At 69.8% G+C, this 19,763-nt stretch carries 22 protein-coding genes and 2 tRNA genes; 6 read left to right on the top strand and 18 right to left on the bottom strand.

The window, feature by feature from the left end; genetic code table 11:
- Positions 1 to 13: 13 nt before the first annotated feature.
- The 3 genes from infA to LPT13_RS03115 form a co-directional block, all read right to left on the bottom strand.
- Positions 14 to 232 (bottom strand): translation initiation factor IF-1, encoded by a 219-nt coding sequence (gene infA, locus LPT13_RS03125; protein ID WP_120361101.1) that lies wholly within the window; start codon positions 230 to 232, stop codon positions 14 to 16.
- Positions 233 to 591: 359 nt separating this feature from the next.
- A tRNA-Gln gene (locus LPT13_RS03120) sits at positions 592 to 665 on the bottom strand.
- 24 nt (positions 666 to 689) lie between these two features.
- Positions 690 to 765, bottom strand: a tRNA-Lys gene (locus tag LPT13_RS03115).
- 168 nt (positions 766 to 933) lie between these two features.
- On the opposite strand from LPT13_RS03115, the gene LPT13_RS03110 reads away from it, so the two are divergent.
- Entirely contained in the window at positions 934 to 1,365 is a 432-nt protein-coding gene (locus LPT13_RS03110; RefSeq protein ID WP_242163423.1) for a universal stress protein, read from the top strand.
- Between the two features lie 25 nt (positions 1,366 to 1,390).
- On the opposite strand, the gene LPT13_RS03105 is transcribed toward LPT13_RS03110, so the two are convergent.
- Both LPT13_RS03105 and LPT13_RS03100 read right to left on the bottom strand, forming a co-directional pair.
- Entirely contained in the window at positions 1,391 to 1,993 is a 603-nt protein-coding gene (locus tag LPT13_RS03105; RefSeq protein ID WP_242163421.1) for an HD family phosphohydrolase, read from the bottom strand.
- Positions 1,994 to 2,158: 165 nt separating this feature from the next.
- Positions 2,159 to 3,271, bottom strand: a complete 1,113-nt coding sequence (locus LPT13_RS03100) for a putative manganese transporter (protein ID WP_242163418.1) — start codon at positions 3,269 to 3,271, stop codon at positions 2,159 to 2,161.
- Between the two features lie 659 nt (positions 3,272 to 3,930).
- Between LPT13_RS03100 and LPT13_RS03095 the strand changes: the two genes are divergently transcribed.
- Entirely contained in the window at positions 3,931 to 4,176 is a 246-nt protein-coding gene (locus LPT13_RS03095; protein WP_242163415.1) for a BrnA antitoxin family protein, read from the top strand.
- Positions 4,177 to 4,300: 124 nt separating this feature from the next.
- On the top strand, positions 4,301 to 4,876 hold the full coding sequence (lepB, locus tag LPT13_RS03090; protein WP_242163413.1) for a signal peptidase I: 576 nt from the start codon (positions 4,301 to 4,303) through the stop codon (positions 4,874 to 4,876).
- Positions 4,877 to 5,263: 387 nt separating this feature from the next.
- Here lepB and crcB read toward each other — a convergent pair whose 3' ends face one another.
- Positions 5,264 to 5,653, bottom strand: coding sequence for a fluoride efflux transporter CrcB (gene crcB, locus LPT13_RS03085; RefSeq protein WP_242163411.1), 390 nt, complete (start codon positions 5,651 to 5,653; stop codon positions 5,264 to 5,266).
- Between the two features lie 346 nt (positions 5,654 to 5,999).
- Between crcB and LPT13_RS03080 the strand changes: the two genes are divergently transcribed.
- Positions 6,000 to 6,203, top strand: coding sequence for a hypothetical protein (locus tag LPT13_RS03080; RefSeq protein WP_242163409.1), 204 nt, complete (start codon positions 6,000 to 6,002; stop codon positions 6,201 to 6,203).
- Positions 6,204 to 6,491: 288 nt separating this feature from the next.
- On the opposite strand, the gene groL is transcribed toward LPT13_RS03080, so the two are convergent.
- The 11 genes from groL to LPT13_RS03025 form a co-directional block, all read right to left on the bottom strand.
- Positions 6,492 to 8,120, bottom strand: coding sequence for a chaperonin GroEL (gene groL, locus LPT13_RS03075; RefSeq protein ID WP_242163407.1), 1,629 nt, complete (start codon positions 8,118 to 8,120; stop codon positions 6,492 to 6,494).
- Between the two features lie 30 nt (positions 8,121 to 8,150).
- Positions 8,151 to 8,438 (bottom strand): co-chaperone GroES, encoded by a 288-nt coding sequence (locus LPT13_RS03070; RefSeq protein ID WP_242163404.1) that lies wholly within the window; start codon positions 8,436 to 8,438, stop codon positions 8,151 to 8,153.
- A gap of 281 nt (positions 8,439 to 8,719) precedes the next feature.
- Complete coding sequence (locus LPT13_RS03065) at positions 8,720 to 9,424, bottom strand: response regulator transcription factor (protein ID WP_242163402.1); 705 nt, start codon at positions 9,422 to 9,424, stop codon at positions 8,720 to 8,722.
- Entirely contained in the window at positions 9,411 to 10,658 is a 1,248-nt protein-coding gene (locus LPT13_RS03060) for a sensor histidine kinase (RefSeq protein WP_242163400.1), read from the bottom strand. Before LPT13_RS03060 ends, LPT13_RS03065 begins: the two co-directional genes overlap by 14 nt.
- Before the next feature lie 63 nt (positions 10,659 to 10,721).
- Complete coding sequence (gene nadE / locus LPT13_RS03055) at positions 10,722 to 11,540, bottom strand: NAD(+) synthase (RefSeq protein ID WP_242163398.1); 819 nt, start codon at positions 11,538 to 11,540, stop codon at positions 10,722 to 10,724.
- Positions 11,541 to 11,679: 139 nt separating this feature from the next.
- A complete protein-coding gene (gene hypB / locus LPT13_RS03050) occupies positions 11,680 to 12,330 on the bottom strand; it encodes a hydrogenase nickel incorporation protein HypB (protein WP_242163396.1) in 651 nt (216 codons plus the stop codon).
- A 122-nt stretch (positions 12,331 to 12,452) separates the two neighbouring features.
- Positions 12,453 to 12,809: a hydrogenase maturation nickel metallochaperone HypA/HybF gene (locus LPT13_RS03045; RefSeq protein WP_242163394.1), complete on the bottom strand. Its 357-nt coding sequence runs from the start codon at positions 12,807 to 12,809 to the stop codon at positions 12,453 to 12,455.
- 1 nt (position 12,810) lies between these two features.
- Positions 12,811 to 13,593: a twin-arginine translocase subunit TatC gene (gene tatC, locus LPT13_RS03040; RefSeq protein ID WP_242163392.1), complete on the bottom strand. Its 783-nt coding sequence runs from the start codon at positions 13,591 to 13,593 to the stop codon at positions 12,811 to 12,813.
- A 2-nt stretch (positions 13,594 to 13,595) separates the two neighbouring features.
- Complete coding sequence (locus tag LPT13_RS03035) at positions 13,596 to 14,228, bottom strand: Sec-independent protein translocase subunit TatA/TatB (RefSeq protein WP_242163390.1); 633 nt, start codon at positions 14,226 to 14,228, stop codon at positions 13,596 to 13,598.
- Between the two features lie 30 nt (positions 14,229 to 14,258).
- Entirely contained in the window at positions 14,259 to 14,477 is a 219-nt protein-coding gene (locus tag LPT13_RS03030; protein ID WP_242163387.1) for a CASC3 protein CASC3, read from the bottom strand.
- A 1-nt stretch (position 14,478) separates the two neighbouring features.
- Positions 14,479 to 15,834, bottom strand: coding sequence for an amidohydrolase family protein (locus tag LPT13_RS03025; RefSeq protein ID WP_242163385.1), 1,356 nt, complete (start codon positions 15,832 to 15,834; stop codon positions 14,479 to 14,481).
- A 243-nt stretch (positions 15,835 to 16,077) separates the two neighbouring features.
- On the opposite strand from LPT13_RS03025, the gene LPT13_RS03020 reads away from it, so the two are divergent.
- Positions 16,078 to 18,441, top strand: coding sequence for a TIGR04190 family B12-binding domain/radical SAM domain protein (locus LPT13_RS03020; protein ID WP_242163383.1), 2,364 nt, complete (start codon positions 16,078 to 16,080; stop codon positions 18,439 to 18,441).
- Positions 18,442 to 19,185, top strand: coding sequence for a ubiquinone/menaquinone biosynthesis methyltransferase (locus LPT13_RS03015; RefSeq protein WP_242163381.1), 744 nt, complete (start codon positions 18,442 to 18,444; stop codon positions 19,183 to 19,185).
- Positions 19,186 to 19,338: 153 nt separating this feature from the next.
- Here the strand turns inward: LPT13_RS03015 and LPT13_RS03010 are convergent, their stop codons facing one another.
- On the bottom strand, positions 19,339 to 19,752 hold the full coding sequence (locus tag LPT13_RS03010) for a DmsB/YnfG family anaerobic dimethyl sulfoxide reductase iron-sulfur subunit (protein ID WP_242163379.1): 414 nt from the start codon (positions 19,750 to 19,752) through the stop codon (positions 19,339 to 19,341).
- Positions 19,753 to 19,763: the final 11 nt, after the last annotated feature.

The following is a 19,763-nucleotide window of genomic DNA, read 5'->3' as shown; positions in this document are numbered from 1 at the left end:
GCCCCGGGGTGACCTACTTGAAGCGGTAGGTGATGCGACCGCGGTTCAGGTCGTAGACGGAGAGCTCCACCGTCACCTTGTCGCCCGGCAGGATCTTGATGTAGTGCATGCGCATCTTGCCGGAAATGTGGGCCAGGATCTTGTGCCCGTTCTCAAGCTCCACGCGGAACATCGCGTTGGGCAGGGCCTCGAGCACGGTTCCCTCGAGCTCGATTACGTCTTCTTTAGCCAAAAGTGCTCCTCCAAGCAAATGGTCTTAAAACAGCAACGTGAAATACTAGCATTGTTTTGCAACCTTGCAAGGATGAAAAGAGAAAAGGCGCACAAAGCCAACAACCGGCGGTGCTGGTTTTTCCGACCTGCTTGTCAGGCCAGCGGCTTGGAGCCGCGCGACCCTCGCACGGGAGGCGGGATCGCCAGGTATTCGCGCCTTTCCCACCGGGAGGCGCAGCCGCCTTGTCGGCTGTGGTGGAACGCATTGTAGCGCAACGCCCGACCGCGGGCAAACGCCCTGGTGAGCGACGGCCTTCGGTTCGAATCCCCGCCCGGCACGAGCAGGTGGGTCTTCCGCCGCAGGGAGCCTTCGAAAGATGGCTGGGGTACTAGGATTCGAACCTAGGTAGCTGGTACCAAAAACCAGAGTCCTGCCGTTGGACGATACCCCAGCGACGAGTGATCGCATAAAAGGATGGTGGGCCGTGAGGGAATCGAACCCGCGACCTTGGGATTAAAAGTCCCCTGCTCTGCCAGCTGAGCTAACGGCCCGGCTCCTTTTACACGAGGGTTCATTCTAGCCGTGAAGCCGACGGGGGTCAACGGCGGGCCGCGCCCGCGCGAGGCCGCCGCCCGACGCGGGCGCGCCGGCGCGGGCCCCGCCGGGGACGCGCTCGCGCTACAATGGTCGCGAACCGCCCCCGAGAGAGAGGACGCCCCATGTGGACGCGTAAGATCCTGGTGGCCTACGACGGATCGGCGCCGTCGCGCCGCGCGCTGGAGCTGGCGGCCCAGATAGCCGGCGCCGACCGGTCGGTCGAGCTCGTGCTCGCCCACGTCATGCGCCTGTTCTCGTCAGGCGCGGCGGCCGCGGGCATCGACGCCGTCATCATGGACGACGCCGAGTCGGTGCGCGCCGAGATGGAGGCCGTGGCCGAGATGCTGCCCAACCCGGCCTCGGTGCGGCTTCTGCGCGGCACCTCGCCGGCCGACCTCATCGTCAACTGCGCGCTCGAGGAGGGCTGCGACCTCATCGTCATGGGCAGCCGCGGCCAGGGCGGCGTCAAGGGCTACCTCGGCTCGGTCAGCTACGCGGTGACCAAGGAGTCGCCCGTGACGGTGCTCATCGCCAAGGACGGCTCCCGCCGCTAGCCCCCAGCGCGAGGCGGCCGCTCCCCTACTCCGCCGGGACGAAGGTGTCGCGGTCGGGGGCGAAGGACTGCATGGCCGCGATGGTGCGGGCGAACAGCTCGTCGAGCTCCCAGCCGAGCATGGCCGCGCCGCTGCGGATGACCTCGCGGTCGACCCCGGCGGCGAAGCGCTTGTCCTTGAACTTCTTCTTGAGCGACTTCACCTCGAAGTCCATCACCGACTTGCTCGGGCGCATGACGATAGCCGCGCCGATGAGCCCGGTCAGCTCCTCGGTGGCGAACAGCACCTTCTCCATCTGGAGCTCGGGCTTGGGCAGGTCGGGGTTGAAGTCGGAGGTATGCGACTGGATGGCACGGATGAGCTCGGGGGTGCCGCCGGCCGCCTCGATGAGCGGCGCCGCGTAGAGGGTGTGCTTCTCGGGCTCGTCGTCATGCTCCTCCCAGTCCAGGTCGTGCAAGAGGCCGACGATGCCCCAGAACTCCTCGTTCTCCGGGTCGAACTCGCGGGCGAAGTAGCGCATGGTCTGCTCGACCGTCTCGCCGTGCTCGAGGTGGAAGGCGTCCTTGTTGTGCTCCGCGAGCAGCGCGAAGGCGTCGTCGCGGGTCATGCCGGCGTTGAGGGTGGCCATGGGGTTCCTTTCTCGCGTCCCGGCGGCGCGGGGCCGCCCGGGTTTCCGTCTGGGGACACTATACCCGCTGGGCGGGGCGCGGGGAACGGCGCGCGGGAATCCGCGGGCGCGGGGCGCGCGGCGGGCGCGGGGCGAGGAGCACCGCGAGCGGGGCGCGCGGGCAGGCTAGAAGACGACGCCGAGGCCGTTGGCGATGAGGCCCCAGAGAACGCCCGTGGCGTAGAGGCCGGCGATGATGGCGACGTTCTGGCGCCAGCGGCGGTTGGCGCGCACGAGCACGAGCAGCCCCACGCCCGCCGAGACGAGCAGGCCAGCGAGCATCGCGCCGGAGCCGAGCACGCCCTCCAGGTACAGCTCGGCGATGACCACCGACGCCGCGCAGTTGGGGATGAGGCCCACCAGCGCGCTCGCCAGGACGGAGAACGTCGGGTTGGCGCCGAGGAAGTCGGCGAGCACGTCCTCCCCCACCACCTCGAGCACCGCGTTCAGCGCGATGGTGATGACGAAGATGAACACGGCCACCTGCACGGTGTGCACGAGCGCGCTCTTCACGATGCCCTTCCAGCCGTGGTCGTGGTCGTGGCTGTGGTCGTGGGCGCAGCAGGACGGGGCGCCGTGGTCGTGGTCGCGGGGATCCTCCCCGGAGGCGAGGTCGCCCAGCAGGCCCTCGGGCTCGGTGGCCTCGGCCAGGGCCGCGCGGTCAGCCGCGGCAGTCGCGGCGCGGGCGGCCTCGGCAGCCAGGGCGTCATCGTGGTGGCGGTACACCGAGGAGGGATCCTCCTCGCAGGCGGCGCAGTCCTCGTGGCAGCCGCAGTTGTCGTGCTCGCACAGCTCGTGGATGCGCAGGTCCTGGCGGTCGCGGCGCGCCAGGCGCAGCCCCGCATCCACGATGAAGCCCATCACCATGCCGATGACCACCTTCGCGCCCATGATGGACAGGATGGTGTTGCCGGGCACCTGCTCGGCCAGGAAGATGGGCAGCATCTCGTCGGAGGTGGACAGGAACACGGCGAAGAGCGTCCCGAGCGTGATGACGCGGCCCGCGTAGAGCGTGGCCGCCACGGCCGAGAAGCCGCACTGCGGCACCACGCCCAGGAAGGCGCCGACGACGGGGCCCGCGGCGCCCGCGTGGCGGATGGCCTCCTGGGTGCGGCCGGCGGTCTTGTGCTCGAGCCACTCCATCAGCAGGTAGGTGACGAAGAGGAACGGCAGCAGGTAGGCCGTGTCGCCGACCGAGTGCTCCAGGACGTGCTCGACGATATGTCCGATGTCTTCCATGAGGCCGATTGTAGCCGAAGCCCGCGTCTCGCCGCGTCGCCGCGGCCCGCGCGGGGCCAAAACGCCGACCAGCCGTTACGCGCCGCCGCGCAAAACCCGGCGGCAAAATGGCCCGAAACGACGGTTTGACGACAGCGAGGGAGTCGCCGAGGCGCTATCGTTTGACAAAACCCCAGGTCAGCTTTTTTAGGCTTGTTCCCTGGCGGCGGAAAGCACCTCAAACAGGCCGCATTTCGTCGTCAAACCGCGTTTTCCGGCCATTTTGCCGCCGGAAACCGACGGGCGCGGCGGGGCGCGCGTCTCGCCGCGCCCGGGGCGCCGCGCCCCCCCTTCCCCCTTCCCCCTTCCCCCTTCCCGCCTTCCTCGCTGTCCCTCTTCTTCCTCGCTGCTTCCCCTATCCCCTTTCCTCTTCCTGCCTTCCCCGCCGCTCCCCTTCTCCCCCTTCCTGCCCCCCTTCTCTCTCTTCCCCGCTGTCCCTCTTCTCCCTCGTTGCTTCCTCTATCCCCCACCGCCTCCCTCCCCCCGCGCCCTTCCGAGGGAAATCTGATCGCGTCGCTGAGATTTCTTCCCTCTTCCGCTTGAATGTATTGTTCATATATGTACAATAGCAATACGCTTTTAAGACGACGAAACCACACCACAAACCTACGAGGGCGTCTATGAAGTCAAAGGGAACCAACGCTGCGGCGGCTTCCGGCCGCGCTCGATCCACGGCCCCGGGCCGTGGGGCGGACGCGTCTGCGAACGCCAAGAAGGAGCGCAAGCCCGTGACGATGCGCCTTGACCTCGACGTCATCGACTACTTCAAGGCCGAGGCGGATCGCACGGGCATTCCCTACCAGAACCTGATCAACCTCTACCTGCAGGAATGCGTGGCCGAGGGCAAGACCCTCCGCTTCGCCTGACCCGCGCCCGACCTCCGGCGCCGCGCCGCGCGCGACCCGCCGCCGGGCGCACGCCCCGCACCACCCCGCCGTCCGCGTCCGCCGGGCAGCGGGCGCACCACCCGAGCACGACCCGAGGAGTCCCATGTACGCTGGAGACCACGCGCGCAGCAACGAGCCCGCCGTCAAGCGGGCCCTGTGGCGCCTGGTCGCCTTCCTGCTGCTGTTCGTGCTGGTCAACTGGGGCGTCATGCCGCTGGCCCTGCAGGCCTACGCCATCCCCTCCGGGTCGATGGAGGGCACCATCCTCGTCGGCGACCGCGTCTACTCCGAGCGCATCAGCTACTACCTGCACGATCCCGAGGCCGGCGACATCATCACCTTCCAGGATCCCGCCTGCGAGGGCCGCGTCCTCATCAAGCGCGTCGTCGCCACGGGCGGCCAGACGGTCGACCTCGTCGACGGCCGCGTGGTGGTGGACGGCGCCCCGCTCGACGAGCCCTACGTGAACGGCAAGCCGTCCTTCCCGATGGACACGGCGTGGGGCGTCGACGTGAGCTACCCCCTCACCGTCCCCGAGGGCGAGCTGTGGGTCATGGGCGACAACCGCACCAACTCGCAGGACTCGCGCTACTTCGGAACCGTCCCCGTCGACAGCGTGACGGGCAAGGCCGTGTTCACCTACTGGCCGGTGCCGCGCATCGGCCTGCTCGACAGCTAGGAGGACGCGAGGATACGACGAGCGACGCCCGCGGCGGCAGCCGCGACGACGGCGACTACCACGGCCATCACGGTCAGGCGATCTCCCGGCAGCCGCGCGGGAGGCCCCATGGCGCGACCCGCTAACTCGGAGGGCCGCCGGCATGCGGGCCGCCCCGCCCGGGAGGTCGCCCTCATCACGATCATTCGCCAGCGCCAGGGATAACGGGTCCCCCGCCCCGCCTCCCGCCGACCGGCGCGAAAAAAGGGAGCAGCCGCCTGCAGCTGCTCCCTTCTCTTTTGCGGGCGACGGGGAATTGCGACCCGGAATGTTTCACGTGAAACATTCGTGCGCGTTTCGCAGCGCGGAAGCAGGATGCGAGGCAAAGCGAGGGCGGGCAGGCGGCGCCTACTCAGCCAGGCCCAGGGCGCCCAAGGCCGCGCGGACGAGCGCCTTCCCCAGCAGCACGCCGGCGAGGCAGCACGCGAGGCTTGCGCCGGCATAGGCCGCGCCGAGGGCCGCCTGGCCGCCCTCGAAGAGCTCCACCGTCTCGAGCGAGAAGGTCGAGAACGTGGTGAAGCCGCCGCACACGCCCGTCTTCAGGAACAGGAGCGCCTCGGGCGAGAGCGCGTCGGTGCGCCCCGCGACCTCCGCCAACGCGCCGATGGCCACGGCGCCCAGCAGGTTCACGGCGAACGTCGCCCACGGGAAGGCCCCCTCGAAGGGCAGAAGCCCCATCCCGTAACGCATCACGGCCCCCAGAAAGCCGCCCGCCCCCACGCACAGCACCGCTCCCATGGGCCCTCCTCATCCGTCGTCCGTCGGCCGCCGCAGTTCGCACGGCCCTTCCAGCCGGCCGGCCGAGGCGCGCCCGTCGCCGCCAATCGTCAGCCACCCATGATAAGCCAACCCCCCACCCTCGGTCACCCACCGCCCCGTCATCGCGCCCGCTCGCGCCACGCGCGACGCAGCCTCCCGCGCTCCGCCGCACAGGACGCGGGCGGCACCGTAGAGCATCGGCGCAATGGGAGGGCAAAATGTTTCACGTGAAACATTCGTTCTGGCTACTTGGGGGAATATGAGTATTTCGCCGGGACGGAGCGTCTGGTAGGTTGTTATCGAGAAGCCAGAGAGAGGAGATGCCATGACCACGAACGGCCTTGATGCGCGCAGCCTGCTCGACGCGCGGGCGGGGACGGTGCGCCCGTCGCGCCTGACCTGCGTCGCGTGCGGGCACGCGCTGGCGCCCGGCGAGCCCATGAACGAGTGCCCGGCGTGCGGCGGCAACGTGTTCGAGCTGCGGGAGGACCCGAACGGCACGCCCATCGAGCTGCCCAAGTGCGGCTGATAGCCGCACTTCGGAGCCGGTCGGCTCCCCGCATCCGCACCAGAGGGGCGGCGCGCATCCCGCAAGCGCGCCGCCCCTCTCGCTCTTCAGCACCCCATACGCAAAAGGGGGCGCCCCTGCTGGGGCGCCCCCTTCCGAGTTAGCTTGCCGTGCGCGGCGCCGGGTGGGCGCTTTGCGCGGGGTGCGCGCGGCGCCGGGCGGATGCTTTGCGCGGGGTGCGCGCGGCGCCGGGTGGGCGCGTTGCGCGGGGCGTGCGCGGCGCCGGGCGGGCGCCTCGTGGGTTGCGGCCTAGTACATGCCGCCGCCACCGCCCATGGCGCCGGCCAGGGCGGACAGATCGGGGCCCTCGGCCGGGATCTCATTGATGGTGGCCTCGGTGATGAGGATGAGGCCGGCCACGGACGCGGCGGACTGGAGCGCCGTGCGGGTGACCTTCACCGGGTCGTTGACGCCCATGGCGATCATGTCGCCCTGCTCGCCGGTCTTGTAGTTGCGGCCCCAGCCGGCAGCCGCCTTCTTGACCTCGGCGACCTCGACGGAGCCCTCGTAGCCGGCGTTCTCGGCGATGCAGCGCAGCGGGGCCTCCAGGGCGCGGCGGATGATGTCGACGCCCACCATCTCCTCGGCGTCGCCCTCGACCGCGGCCAGCGCGGGGATGGCGTTGATGAGCGCCACGCCGCCGCCGGCGACGATGCCCTCCTCGACGGCCGCGCGGGTGGCCTGCAGGGCGTCCTCGATGCGGGACTTCTTCTCCTTGAGCTCGGACTCGGTGGCAGCGCCCACCTTCAGCACGGCCACGCCGCCGGAGAGCTTGGCCAGGCGCTCCTGGAGCTTCTCGCGGTCGAAGTCGGAGTCGCAGCGCTCGAGCTCGGCCTTGATCTGCGCGATGCGCTCGTCGATGCCCTGCTTCTCGCCGGCGCCGTCGACGATGAGCATGGTGTCCTTGGTCACCTTCACCGTCTTGGCGGTGCCGAGCATGTCGATGGTGGCGTCGGCCATGGTCATGCCGAAGTCCTTGTCGACGACCTGGGCGCCGGTGACGGCGGCCATGTCCTCGAGGATGCGCTTGCGGCGGTCGCCGAAGCCGGGGGCCTTGACGGCGACGCAGTTGAAGGTGCCGCGCAGCTTGTTGAGCAGGATGGTGGCCAGGGCCTCGCCCTCCACGTCCTCAGCGACGAGGAACAGCGGGCGGCCGGACTTCATGACCTCCTCCAGCAGCGGAACCATGTCCTGGATGTTGGAGACCTTCTGGTCGGTGAGCAGGATGAAGGGATCCTTCAGCACGGCCTCCATCTTCTCCATGTCGGTGGCCATGTAGGGGGAGATGTAGCCGCGGTCGTACTGCATGCCCTCGACGATGTCCATCTCCAGGCCGAAGGTCTGGGACTCCTCGACGGAGATGGCGCCGTCCTTGCCCACGGCGTCCATGGCCTCGGCGATCTTCTCGCCGATCTGCGCGTCGCCGGCGGAGATGGTGCCGACGTTGGCGATCTGCTCCTTGGTGGAGACGGGGGTGGCGGCGTCCTTGATGGCGTCGACGACGACCTCGGTAGCCTTCTCGATGCCGCGGCGGATGCCGAGCGCGTCAGCGCCGGCCGTCACGTTCTTCAGGCCCTCCTTGACGATGACGTCGGCGAGCAGGGTGGCGGTGGTGGTGCCGTCGCCGGCCACGTCGTTGGTCTTGACGGCGACCTCGCGGACGAGCTGGGCGCCCATGTTCTCGACCGGATCCTCCAGGTCGACCTCCTTGGCGACGGTCACGCCGTCGTTGGTGATGAGCGGCGCGCCGTAGGACTTCTCGAGGGCGACGTAGCGGCCCTTGGGGCCGAGGGTCACCTTGACGGCGTCGGCCAGCTTGTTGACGCCGGCGGCGAGGCCGCTGCGAGCGTCGGAGTCGAACTTGATTTCCTTAGCCATGGTTGAGCGTTCCTTTCGTGGGTGTATCAGTTAGGCGATGACGGCGTAGAGGTCGTCGGCGCGGAGGATGAGCACTTCCTCGCCGTCGAGCGTGATCTCGGTTCCGCCGTACTTGCCGTAGATGACCTTGTCGCCCTCCTTGACGGGCATCGGCAGGTGCTTGCCGTCCTTGTCGAGCTTGCCCTCGCCGACGGCCAGAACGGTGCCGGTCTGCGGCTTCTCCTTGGCATCATGGGCCAGGTACAGGCCCGACGCCGTGGTCACCTCGGCCTCGTCCTGCTTGATGATGACGCGATCGCCCAGAGGCTTCAAATTCATGATGCTGCCTTCCTTTCCAGATGCTTGCGGAGCGCGTATCTACAACACTTCATTTAACCACTCCGTTTCGGGGAGTGCTAGCACTCTTGTATTACGAGTGCTAAACAAGGGGTAATCATAGCAGTGGCGCCGGAGAATGCAAGCGATGGAAGGAAATCTCAGCGAGGGACGCTTAGATTTCAAAAGGTCGCCATATTTGGGCGATGGGGCGGCGGGAGGAAGGCGGGGAAGCGGAGCGGGGCGGCGCGGCGGCCGCGGGCGCTCGGGCGGCGGCGCGCGAGCTAGCGGGGGCTGGGAGCTATGAGGCCGCTCTCGTAGGCGAAGACCACGAGCTGGGCGCGGTCGTGGGCGTCGGTCTTGGCCATGACGCGGGCCAGGTGCGTCTTGACGGTGGCCGGAGATATGACCAGGTCGGCCGCTATCTCGTCGTTGGACAGCCCGCGGGCGGCCAGCATGAGGATCTCGCGCTCGCGGTCGGTGAGCGTGGCGAGGGCCGCGCGCAGGGCGTCGCCGCGGCCGGCGGTGCCCCAGCCGGCCCGCGGGCGGGCGGCCACGAACGTCTCGACCAGCCGGCGCATGACCGAGGGCTGGATGAGCGCGTCGCCGGCGGCCACCACGCGGATGGCGGCGGCGATGTCGTCGGGGTCGGCGTCCTTCAGGAGGAAGCCGCTCGCCCCGGCGGCCAGGGCGTCGAAGACGTACTCGTCGATGTCGAAGGTGGTGAGCACCAGCACGTGGGTGCCGGCCAGAAGCGGGTTGCCCGTGATGTCGCGCGTGGCCTCGATGCCGTCCTTCTGCGGCATGCGGATGTCCATGAGCACCACGTCGGGGCGCAGCTCCTGGGCGCGGGCGACGGCCTCGGCGCCGTCGCGGGCCTCCCCCACCACCGCAAGGCCGTCGTAGGACGACAGGATCGCCTTGAAGCCGCTGCGCACGAGGTCCTGGTCGTCCACCACCAGGATGCGGATGTCGTCATCGGGCTGCATGGGGGTCTCCTTCCCGGGTGGGGTCGAGGGGGATGCGCGCCCGCACGCCGAAGCCGCCGTCCGGAAGCGAGCCGGCCTCGAAGTCGCCGCCGAGCAGGCGCACGCGCTCGCGCATGCCCTCGATGCCGTGGCCGCCGCCGGATGTGGGAGCGCCGGAGGCGGGCGCGCCGCGGCCGTCGTCCTCCACCGCGAGCACGGCGGCGCCCGGCTCCGTCGCCAGGCGGATGGTCGCGTGGGCGGCGCCGGCGTGGCGCACGATGTTGGTGGCCGCCTCGCGGGCGATGCCGAACAGGGCCACGTCGACGAAGGCGGGCACGGCGGCGCGGTCGTAGCCCTCCTGGGCCAGGGAGGCCTCCACGCCCGCGCCGCCGAGGTAGGCCACGAGATCGCCCAGGCGGTCGGTGCCCTCGGTCGGGCGCACCTCGGCGGCGCCGTCGCCAGCGCGCAGGACGCCGATCATCGCGCGGATCTCCTCGAGGGCCTCGCGGGCGGTGCCGCGGGCCGTGGCGATGGCCTCGCGGGCGGCGGCCGGGTCGCGGTCGATGAGCCGCTCGGCCGCCGCGGCCTGGATGCTCACGGCCGACAGCGAGTGGGCGGTGATGTCGTGCACCTCGCGCGCGATGCGCACGCGCTCCTCCTCCACGCGGCGCTCGGCCTCGGTCTCGCGTGTGCGCTCGGCCGCGGCGGCGCGCTCCTCGGCGGCGCGCAGGTAGTCCTGGCGGGCCTGGAGGGCGTAGCCGGCCAGCGCCGCGGCGGCCACGAAGGCGATGTTCTGCACGAGGGTGAGCGAGGCGAGCGCGTGCAGCGGCGAGGTGGTGGCGGCCACCACGACCACGCCCGCGGCGGCGATGCCCGCCACGGCGGCCTCGGCGCGCGGGCAGCTGTAGGCCACGGTGAAGACGGCCACGAGCGGGCCGATGAGCGACATGGACACGGCGCCCATCTGCGACTGGAAGAACGCCCAGGCCACCAGCACGATGAGCAGGGTCGGCCACGGGCAGCGCCGGCGCAGGACGAGCGGCAGCGTGGTGACCGCCACGGCCAGGATGGCGGCGGCGGTGGGCACCATGGCGTCGATGCCCATGAGGCGGCGCAGGGCCTCGTCGGGGATGAGGAGGTTGACCGCCAGCGTGAGCTGCAGGCAGCCGAAGCCGAAGGCGCCGACGGCTATGACCAGGTCGAAGAGCCAGTCGGTGAGCGTCATGGGCTTGTCGTGTACGAGGAGGCTTGTCATACCCCCATGGTAGCCGACCGCGCCCGGCCACGCCATACGCCAGCGGGGGTATGGGGCCAGTCGTTACCCGTAGAACGGCGCGTCGGGGAAGGGGGGCTCCAAGGCGCGCTTGTAGGCGTAGGAGGCGGCGCGGGCGAGGACGCGCTCCACCTGGGCGGCGTCGTGGCCGGCGGCGACGAGCGCGGCGGCGTCCATCCCCCGCTCGAAGGCGTCCTCCAGGATGGCGTCGAGCTCGGCGTAGCCGATCCCCAGGCCCTCCTCGTCGCTCTGGCCCGGCGCCAGCTCGGCGCTCGGCGGCTTCACGAACACGTTGACGGGGATGGGCAGCGCCGCGCCCTCCTCGGCGGCGCGGCGGTTGCGCCAGCGCGCCACGGCGTAGACGTCGGTCTTGTACAGCCCGCCGATGGGCGCGAAGGCGCCGGCCATGTCGCCGTAGAGCGTGGAGTAGCCCATGTACGACTCGCTCTTGTTCCCCGTGTTGAGCATCAGCCAGCCGTGGGCGTTGGAGAGCGCCATCACCACGGTCATGCGGCAGCGCGCCTGGGTGTTCTCGGCCGCCAGGCCCTCAAGCTCGCCACCGCAGGCGCGCGCCAGCACCGACTCGAAGGCCTCGAAGGGCTCGCAGATGGGCACTGTGACGACCTCGATCCCGAGCGCGGCGGCCAGGGCCTCGGCGTCGTCCACCGACGACTCGCTGGAATAGGGGCCGGGCATCATCACGCCGTGCACGTGAGACGCCCCCAGGGCGTCGACGGCCACGGCCGCCACGAGCGAGGAGTCCATGCCGCCCGAGAGCCCGATGACCACGTCGGTGAAGCCCGCGTCCTCCACGAACGCGCGCGTCGCGTCCACGCAGGCCGCGTACTTGTCCCCTGGTTCCATGAGGCCGCCTTTCTCGCTGTCGTCGCTTCGTAAGCACGACCAGTATGCGCCCGCCGTGTTTCGCCTAGGTTGCGGCCGCGTGAACAAACGGCGCCGCCTCCCCGACGGAGGCGGCGCTGCCCGAGCGTGCGCGAGAGCCCTAGACGGCGCGGATGCGCTCGGCGAGCCAGTCGGTCCAGGCGTCCACGCCCTCGCCGGACGTGGCGGACAGCGGGAAGATGGGCGCCTGCGGGTTGAGGCGGCCGACCGCGTCGTCGAAGGCCGCACGGTCGAAGTTGAACACCGGCATCGTGTCCACCTTGTTGAGAATGACGGCCTCGGCCACCTGGAACACACCGGGGTACTTGAGCGGCTTGTCGTCGCCCTCGGGCACCGACAGGATCATGACCTTGGCGTTCTCGCCGAGATCGAAGTCGGTCGGGCACACCAGGTTGCCCACGTTCTCGACGATGATGAGGTCGAGCCGCTCCAGGTCGAGCACGTCCACCGCGCGCTTGATCATGGCGCTTTCCAGGTGGCAGGCGCCGCCGGTGTTGATCTGCACCGCGGCGATGCCCTGGGCCTTGATCTTCTCGGCATCGACGCTCGAGGCGATGTCTCCCTCGATGACGGCGATGTTGAACTCGTCGCGCAGGGCGTCGATGGTGGCGAGGATGGTGGAGGTCTTGCCCGACCCGGGGCTCGCCAGGAGGTCGAGCACGAACACGTGGTTGTCGGCGAAGCGCTGGCGCAGCTCGGCGGCCAGGGCGTCGTTCTTATCCAGGATGGGCTGCTTCATATCGATTTGCATGGCTTGCTCTCTCTCGTCCGCCCTGCCGGGGCGCGGGACTGCGCTCAGAAGCTGCGCAGCCTTCGCTCCGTCCCGCGCCCCGGCAGGGCTCCTTCTCCTCAGTCGCGCTCCCGGTGCGCGCGCTAGTCGTCGGGCAGGTCGACCTCGATGGAGTCGATCTGCAGCTCGCGGCCGGCCAGAAGCTCGGTGCAGAAGCCGTCGCATTCCGGGCAGAACATGTGGAAGCGGTCATGCTCGAACTCGGCGCCGCATTCCAGGCAGCGGCTGCGCGGCGAGATCATGCGCACCTCGAGCTCGGCGTCGGCCGTGAAGGGGTCGCCCTCGACCAGCGCCTCGAAGGAGAACACGAGCGCGTCCTCGATGGCCTCGGTCATCTCCCCCACCGACAGCGTCACCTTGAGCAGGCGCGTGGCCCCGGCCTCGCGCGCCGAGGCGGTGGCCGCCTCCAGCACGCCGGTCATTATCCCCAGCTCGTGCACGCTAGTCCTCCTCAGCCGCCAGCTCGGCGTTCTGCCGCTTGATGCGGCGCGCCAGCACCACGCGGGCTATGAGCAGGCTGCCCTCGTAGAGGACGATCATGGCGGCGAACATGAGCAGCATGGTGACCGGCGACGCGTCCGGGGTCACCATGGCGCACAGCACCATGAGCACCACGTAGACGGTCCGCCAGCTGCCGCGCAGCTTCTTGTAGGGGATGACGTCGAAGATCACCAGGTAGAAGATGACGAGCGGCAGCTCGAAGGCCACGCCGAAGCCGATCTCGAACTTGATGATGATGTCCACGTAGGACGACATGCGCGGCGCCACGTAGCCCAGGCCCATGGCCTGGTCGGTGAGCCACTGGAACGCCGGGTTGAGGATGATGGCGTAGCAGAACACCGTGCCGATGATGAACAGGATCACCGCCGCCACGAAGGTGGGGATGAACCACTTGCGCTCCTTGGGCTTGAGCGCCGGCAGGAAGAACGCGAGCAGCTGCCAGAGGATCACCGGCGAGCAGGCCACGATGGCGGCCCACAGCGATATCTGGAAGCGCACGGCGAACGCCTCGAACGGGTCGATGGCCTGCAGCGACGCCATGCCGGTGGCCGGGTCGACGGGCAGGAACTCGGCAATGGGCAGAAGCAGGAACTGGCCCATGGTGGGCGTGGCCATGTAGAAGACGATGACGGCGACGGCCAGGCAGGCGACGATGCGCACGAGGCGCATGCGCAGCTCGCCCAGGTGGTCGAAGAGCGGCATGCGCGCCGGTCCGATGGGCATGGCTACTCGCCTCCCTTCTGGTCGTCGGGAGCATCCGCGTCGGGGGCCTCCGGCTTCGGGTCGGCCGGGGCGTCGGCTGCCTCGGTGACGGGCTTGGCCTCGTCGGCCTGGCGCGCCGCGCGCTCGCGCTCGTAGCGGGCCCTGCGCTCGGAGAAGCTCTCCGTGGCGGTGGCGGCCGCGGGGGCGACGCCCGAGGCGCCGGCGGCGGCAGCGGCGGCGGCCACGGCGGCCCCCGTCACCACGGGCGCCTCGGCCTCGGAGCCGGCGGCCTCGCCCGCGCCAGCGCCCTCGGCGGCCTTCTTCGCGGCGCGCTCGCGGTCGTAGCGGGCCTTGCGCGCCGAGAAGCTCTCGGCCTTCTCGTGCGCCTGAACGGCGGCCTTCTTCGCCTGGCCGGCGGCCTTCTCGGCCTTGGCGGCGGCGTTGTCGAGCGCGTCGAGCGGGTTCTTGAACGGCTCGTCGGCGTCCTTGTCGAACACCTCGCCCTTCAGGACGCCCGTCATCTCCTCCTGGGCGCTGCGGAACTTCGCGATGGCCTTGCCCAGGGTCTTTGCCATGGCCGGCAGCTTGTCGGGCCCGAAGATGAGGAACCCGAACAGCAGGATGAGGAAGAGCTCGAATCCTCCGATACCAAACACAGGTGAGGTCCTTTCTCGGCTCGTGTCGCGCTAGAGCGACAGCACGGTGAGCGCCATGGTGGGAATGCCGAGGGCAAGCACCAGGATGACGCAGATGACGATGGTGAATATCTTCTTGGTGCGCGCGGCGGCCTCGGCCTTCTCCTTGGCGCGGCGCTCGCGCTCCTGCGCCGCCCGGACGCGCTCGGCGCGCTGGGCCGGGGTGAGGCTCTGCTTCTGCTTGTTCTGCTTCTTGTTGGTCTGCGCCATGCTAGGCCCTCAGCTTGCTTCTGATCTCGATGACGCGGGCGATGTTCTTGGCCACCTCAACGTCGACGTGCCAGCGGTTCTTCTCGTAGAGGATCTTGCCATCCACCATGGTGAGCAGCACGTCAGCGGCGGTGGTGATGTTGACCACGGCCGACACCGGGTTGCCCGTGGGCGCCTGGTGCGAGCTGGACAGGTCGACGGCGATGATGTCGGCGCGCTTGCCTATCTCGAGCGAGCCGATCTTGTCGTCGAGCCCGAGGGCGCGGGCGCCGCCGATGGTGGCGAGCTCGAGGATGGTGGAGGTGTCGAGGAAGCGACGGGTGTTGACCGAGCGCTGCAGGAGCATGCCCAGGCGCATCTCGGTGAGCATGTCGGTGGTGTCCGTGGCAGCCGGCGAGTCGGTGCCCAGGCCCACGCGCAGGCCCGCGCGCAGGAACTCGTCGAGGGGCGCCACGCCCATGCCGAGCTGGGAGTTGGCGCGGGGGCACACGCACACCGACACGTTGTGCTCGCGCAGCTTGCGCACGTCCTCGTCCGTCACGTGGACGGCGTGGACGACCATGACGTTGGGCGCGTCGAAGGCGCCCCAGTTGAGCGCGTAGCGCACGGGGGTGACGCCGGTGGGCAGCCAGGGCGGGATCTCCACGTAGCCGCGCTTGGCGTCCATGGTGTGCACCGCGAAGGGCGACGAGCCGTACATGACGAAGTTGAACTCCTCGCGGCTGCCGGCCAGGCGCATGGCGACGGGCAGGTTCTCCTTGCAGGCCAGCTCGGCGACGCGGGAGAACACGGAGGGATGGTTGGTGAAGACCGGGGCCGGGGCGACGCCGACGGCGATGCGGGAGGAGTCGACCTCCTCGCGCCAGTGGAGGATGTCCTTCTGCGCGGAGTACATGGCGTAGTCGACGCGGTTCTTGTCCATGGCCCCCACCTCGCGGTAGATGACCGCGCGCAGGCCCAGCTTCTGGGCGGCGGTGCAGGCGGCGCCGGTGGAGGTGATGTCGGCCACGGTGGTGATGCCGCTCGAGAGGGCGTCGAGGCCGCCGAGGACGGCGGAGTCGAACCAGTCGGCCATCTCCATGGCGGCGGACTTCTCGGCCAGGGACATGAGCCAGGTGGCGTAGGGCACGTCGGAGAGCAGGCCGCGCATGACCGAGTTCTCCATGCGGGTGTGCAGGTCGACCAGGCCGGGCATGACCGCGGACACGCCGTAGTCGAGCACCTCCTCCTCGGGATAGCGCAGGCGCAGCATGTCGGTATCGCCGATGTCGCGGATGACGCCGTCGCGCACCAGCACGGCGCCGTTGCGCAGGGGCTCGGAGGTGACCGGGAGGATGTACTGTGCGCAGATAAGCATATGACCCTCTCGTCGGCTCGAACGCGCGGGCGCGGGCGCCCCGCGCGCGGTTTACACATAGATTCGCATGATAGCACTGGGAGCGGGCCGGATCCCGAAGACACACAGCTTATGCGCGAAATGCCCGGCCCGTCGGGCGCCTCGCGGGCGGGCCCGGCGGCCCGCGGGCCCTCGGGGCGCGCCGGCCGGCTTCCCCGGCCCGCCGGCCGCCGTCCTGCTATACTTCTGGCCATTATGCAGACTATGGACATGACCTACATCCACGCGCCCGCCACCTACGACTTCCGCGAGCGCTCCATCATGTACGGCCCCGTGTCGGACATGGTGCCCTCCACGCCCATCTTCGAGATGTACCCGCTGGGGCTCACCACCCTGTGCGAGTACCTCGAGCGCCACGGGCTGCGCGCCCGCATCTACAACCTGGCGTCGATGATGCTGCACAAGCGCAACTTCGACGTGGAGCGCAACCTGGCGCGGCTCGACTCGCGCATGTTCGGCATCGACCTGCACTGGATGCCCCACTGCCACGGCTCCATCGAGGTGGCGAAGATCCTCAAGCGGCTGCACCCCGACGTGCCCATCTCGTTCGGCGGGCTCTCGTCGTCCATCTTCCACGAGGACCTCATCGCCTACGACTGCATCGACTACGTGTTCCGCGGCGACTCCACCGAGGAGCCCATGCGGATGCTCGTGGAGCGCGTGAGCCGGGCCGCACGGACCCACACGCCCGTCGGCGACCTGTCCGACATCCCCAACCTCACGTGGAAGGACGCCACCGGTGCCGTGCACATCAACCCGCTCTCGTGGGTGCCCGACGACATGGACGCCATCTCGCTGGACTACGATTACCCCATGAAGGGCGTGCTGCGCCACCACGACATGACGAGCTACCTGCCCATGAAGGGATGGCTCTCCTACCCGGTGACCGCCTCGCTCACGTGCCGCGGCTGCTCGCGCAACTGCGCCACCTGCGGCGGGTCGGCCTACGCCTTCAAGAACCACTTCGGCCGGCGCCGCGTGGCCTGGCGCGCGCCCGAGCTGCTCATCCGCGACATCCAGCACGTGCAGGAGCACGTGTGGGGGCCCATCTTCGTGCTCAACGACTTCCTGCAGGCCGGGCCCGAGTACACCCGCGAGTTCATCACGGGGCTCAAGGGCAAGGTGGTGAACCCCATCGGCTTCGAGTTCTTCGGGCCGCCGCCGGGGGGCGACGACTTCTACTCCATGCTCGACGAGAACCTCAAGAGCTGGTCGGTGGAGATATCGGCTGAGAGCCACGACGACGACGTGCGCAAGGCCTTCGGCAAGGGCCACTACACCATGCGCGAGCTGGAGGACACCATCGTCGACGCGCTCGCGCACCCCAACTGCGAGCGGTTCGACCTGTACTTCATGACCGGCATCCCCAAGCAGACCGCCGCGAGCGTGCGCGAGACCGGCGAGTACGTGCGCCACCTCTACGAGCGCGTGGGCTACGACCCGCGCCTGGTGGTGCTCACCAGCCCCATGGCGCCGTTTCTGGACGTGGGGTCCATCGCCTTCGACAACCCCGAGGCCTACGGCTACAAGCTGCGCGCGCGGACGTTCGAGGAGCACCGCGAGCGCATGATCCTGCCCTCGTGGAAGCACATCATGAACTACGAGAGCACCTACATGTCCAACGACGAGATGGTGGAGGCCACCTACGACGCGGCCCTCGACCTCAACCGCATCAAGGGCGAGCACGGCATCCTGGACCCCGGCATGGCCGCGGCCACCGACCGGCGCATCCGCGAGGCCCGCGAGCAGATGCGCCGCCTGGACCAGGTGCTCTACGAGGGCACGGGGCGCATCGACGCGCGGCTGGCGGCGCTCAAGGAGGAGTTCGAGCGGCTCTCCGAGAACACGGTGGCCGAGAAGTCGGAGCTCAACTGGGCCTTCGACGTCAAGCCCACCCACGCGGCCCACCTGGCCAAGCTGTGGCTGGCCAACGAGCCCGCCAACTACGCGGCGCGCCTGACCGGGCGCGCGCGGCCGGCGTGCTCGGACTTCGACTACCCCGACCAGCAAAACGGCGTGCGCTCCCCCGCCTGGAACGCCGACGGCACCGCCAACTGCGCCTTCAAGGGCGAGGTGACCGACGGCATGGGCGACGGTCGCGCCCTGGCCGACGAGCACGGCGACCAGGTGGCCGCCGCCGGCAGCGTGGTGGCGCCCGGGTTCTCCCGCGCGAACACCAACGAGGCCTTCGACGCGGCCAACGCCCAGCTAGAGGCCGGGCGCGCGGGCACGTCGTCGGTGGCCGGCGCGGCCCCGGCGGTGCCCGAGGCGGCCCGGGCCACCGTGGAGCGCGACCCGCTGCTCGAGCAGATGATGGCCGAGGAGCGCGAGCGCGCGGCCGCGGAGGCGGCGGGCGCGGAGCGCGGGGCGCGGCGGCCCAAGGACGCCGGCGGGCTCAAGGGCGCCGGCGGGCGCGCGGGGGCGCGGGACGCGCGCAAGCTCGGGCGGCTGCGCGACCGCAAGCCGGGCGACGCGGACGCGGGCGCCGGCGCAGGCCGCGGGCGCAAGGGCCGCGGGAGCGGGCGCAAGGGCCGCGCGAAGTACGTCAAGATAGACGAGGAACGCTAGATGAGCATCGACACCGCCACCGGCGAGGAGGCGCCCGCCGAGCTGTCGAGCGAGCGTGTGAAGGGCATCTTCTCGTCCATCGCCACCAAGTACGAGCGCTTCAACGCGCTGTCGAGCTTCGGCGCCTACCGTCTGTGGCTCGCCGGCATGATGCGCCAGGCCGCCATCGGCCCCGACGACGACGTCATCGACATCGCCGGCGGCACGGGCGACGTCACCTTCGCCTGCGCCCGGGCCAAGGCCCCGCGCCACATCCAGTGCACCGACCTGGTGCCCGAGATGCTCGCCGTGGCTCGCGCCCATTACGCCGACGGCGCCGCGGGCGCCGTGCCCGTGGACTTCGAGACGGTGGACGCCCAGGACATCCCCTACCCCGACGCCAGCTATGACGCGCTGACCATGGCCTACGGCATCCGCAACATGCCCGAGCGCGAGCGCGCCCTGGCCGAGATGTTCCGCGTGCTGCGCCCCGGCGGCACCTTCACCTGCCTGGAGTTCTCCACGCCGCCGAACCGCCTGTGGCGGGGGCTCTACCACTTCTACCTGCGCCACCTCATCCCGTTCTGGGGCGGCCTGGTCACCGGCGACCGCGAGGGCTTCGTGTACCTGTCGCGCTCGATCAAGGCCTTCCCCGACCAGGAGGCCTTCGCCGCCATGCTGCGCGACGCCGGATTCGTGGACGTGGCCTGGAAGAACTACACCGGCGGCATCGCCGCCGTCCACACCGCCCGCAAGCCGGAGTAGCGGGCGAGCCCCGCGCCCGCGGCCCCCGAGGCGGGGTCGGCGCACAAGCCGCCCCCGTCGGGGCCGAACTACGCCCCCGCAGCCGTCGAGGACCGCGGGCCCCGGCAAGCGGATCTCCCCGCGCGGGGCCCTCAGGCTGTCGCGTCCGCGCCCTTAGATGATGATCTCGTCGTAGTCGGGATCGAGCATGCAGTCCTTCAGGCGCATGAGGATGTTCGGGTTCGCCATATCGGCGTTGGCGACGGGCGCCGCATGGTCGACGAGCCTCTCGCCCTCATGGGCGCGGCGCAGGGCGTCCAGGTCGCCGAACTCCAGGCACCGCATGGGGCACGCCGTCACGCAAGCGGGGGCCTCTCCGCATTCACGCAGGTCAGAACAGAGGTCGCACCCCCGTGCGCTCAGCGAGAGATGATAGAGCCCCGGTGCCGGCCAGGCACCCGTGCAAAACGAGCGCACGATGCGGTAGTTGGTGCCCACCGGCAGGTCGTGCACGTCCTTGCAGGCCACCTGGCAGGTATGGCACCCGATGCAGCTTTCCGCATCGAAGTAGAATCCGTAATTCGTCATGTTGTCAGCCT

It is taken from the genome of Adlercreutzia faecimuris (genome assembly GCF_022669055.1).
Classification (GTDB): domain Bacteria; phylum Actinomycetota; class Coriobacteriia; order Coriobacteriales; family Eggerthellaceae; genus Enterorhabdus; species Enterorhabdus faecimuris.
The sequence above is the reverse complement of the archived record's forward strand: the minus strand, read 5'-3'. Positions and strand labels throughout refer to the sequence as shown.

Coding starts and splice junctions, on each gene's coding strand:
- LPT13_RS03110 (WP_242163423.1), top strand. CDS start 934: ATGTGGACGCGTAAGATCCTGGTGGCCTACGACGGATCGGCGCCGTCG.
- LPT13_RS03105 (WP_242163421.1), bottom strand. CDS start 1,993: ATGGCCACCCTCAACGCCGGCATGACCCGCGACGACGCCTTCGCGCTG.
- LPT13_RS03100 (WP_242163418.1), bottom strand. CDS start 3,271: ATGGAAGACATCGGACATATCGTCGAGCACGTCCTGGAGCACTCGGTC.
- LPT13_RS03095 (WP_242163415.1), top strand. CDS start 3,931: ATGAAGTCAAAGGGAACCAACGCTGCGGCGGCTTCCGGCCGCGCTCGA.
- lepB (WP_242163413.1), top strand. CDS start 4,301: ATGTACGCTGGAGACCACGCGCGCAGCAACGAGCCCGCCGTCAAGCGG.
- crcB (WP_242163411.1), bottom strand. CDS start 5,653: ATGGGAGCGGTGCTGTGCGTGGGGGCGGGCGGCTTTCTGGGGGCCGTG.
- LPT13_RS03080 (WP_242163409.1), top strand. CDS start 6,000: ATGACCACGAACGGCCTTGATGCGCGCAGCCTGCTCGACGCGCGGGCG.
- groL (WP_242163407.1), bottom strand. CDS start 8,120: ATGGCTAAGGAAATCAAGTTCGACTCCGACGCTCGCAGCGGCCTCGCC.
- LPT13_RS03070 (WP_242163404.1), bottom strand. CDS start 8,438: ATGAATTTGAAGCCTCTGGGCGATCGCGTCATCATCAAGCAGGACGAG.
- LPT13_RS03065 (WP_242163402.1), bottom strand. CDS start 9,424: ATGCAGCCCGATGACGACATCCGCATCCTGGTGGTGGACGACCAGGAC.
- LPT13_RS03060 (WP_242163400.1), bottom strand. CDS start 10,658: ATGACAAGCCTCCTCGTACACGACAAGCCCATGACGCTCACCGACTGG.
- nadE (WP_242163398.1), bottom strand. CDS start 11,540: ATGGAACCAGGGGACAAGTACGCGGCCTGCGTGGACGCGACGCGCGCG.
- hypB (WP_242163396.1), bottom strand. CDS start 12,330: ATGCAAATCGATATGAAGCAGCCCATCCTGGATAAGAACGACGCCCTG.
- tatC (WP_242163392.1), bottom strand. CDS start 13,593: ATGCCCATCGGACCGGCGCGCATGCCGCTCTTCGACCACCTGGGCGAG.
- LPT13_RS03030 (WP_242163387.1), bottom strand. CDS start 14,477: ATGGCGCAGACCAACAAGAAGCAGAACAAGCAGAAGCAGAGCCTCACC.
- LPT13_RS03025 (WP_242163385.1), bottom strand. CDS start 15,834: ATGCTTATCTGCGCACAGTACATCCTCCCGGTCACCTCCGAGCCCCTG.
- LPT13_RS03020 (WP_242163383.1), top strand. CDS start 16,078: ATGGACATGACCTACATCCACGCGCCCGCCACCTACGACTTCCGCGAG.
- LPT13_RS03015 (WP_242163381.1), top strand. CDS start 18,442: ATGAGCATCGACACCGCCACCGGCGAGGAGGCGCCCGCCGAGCTGTCG.
- LPT13_RS03010 (WP_242163379.1), bottom strand. CDS start 19,752: ATGACGAATTACGGATTCTACTTCGATGCGGAAAGCTGCATCGGGTGC.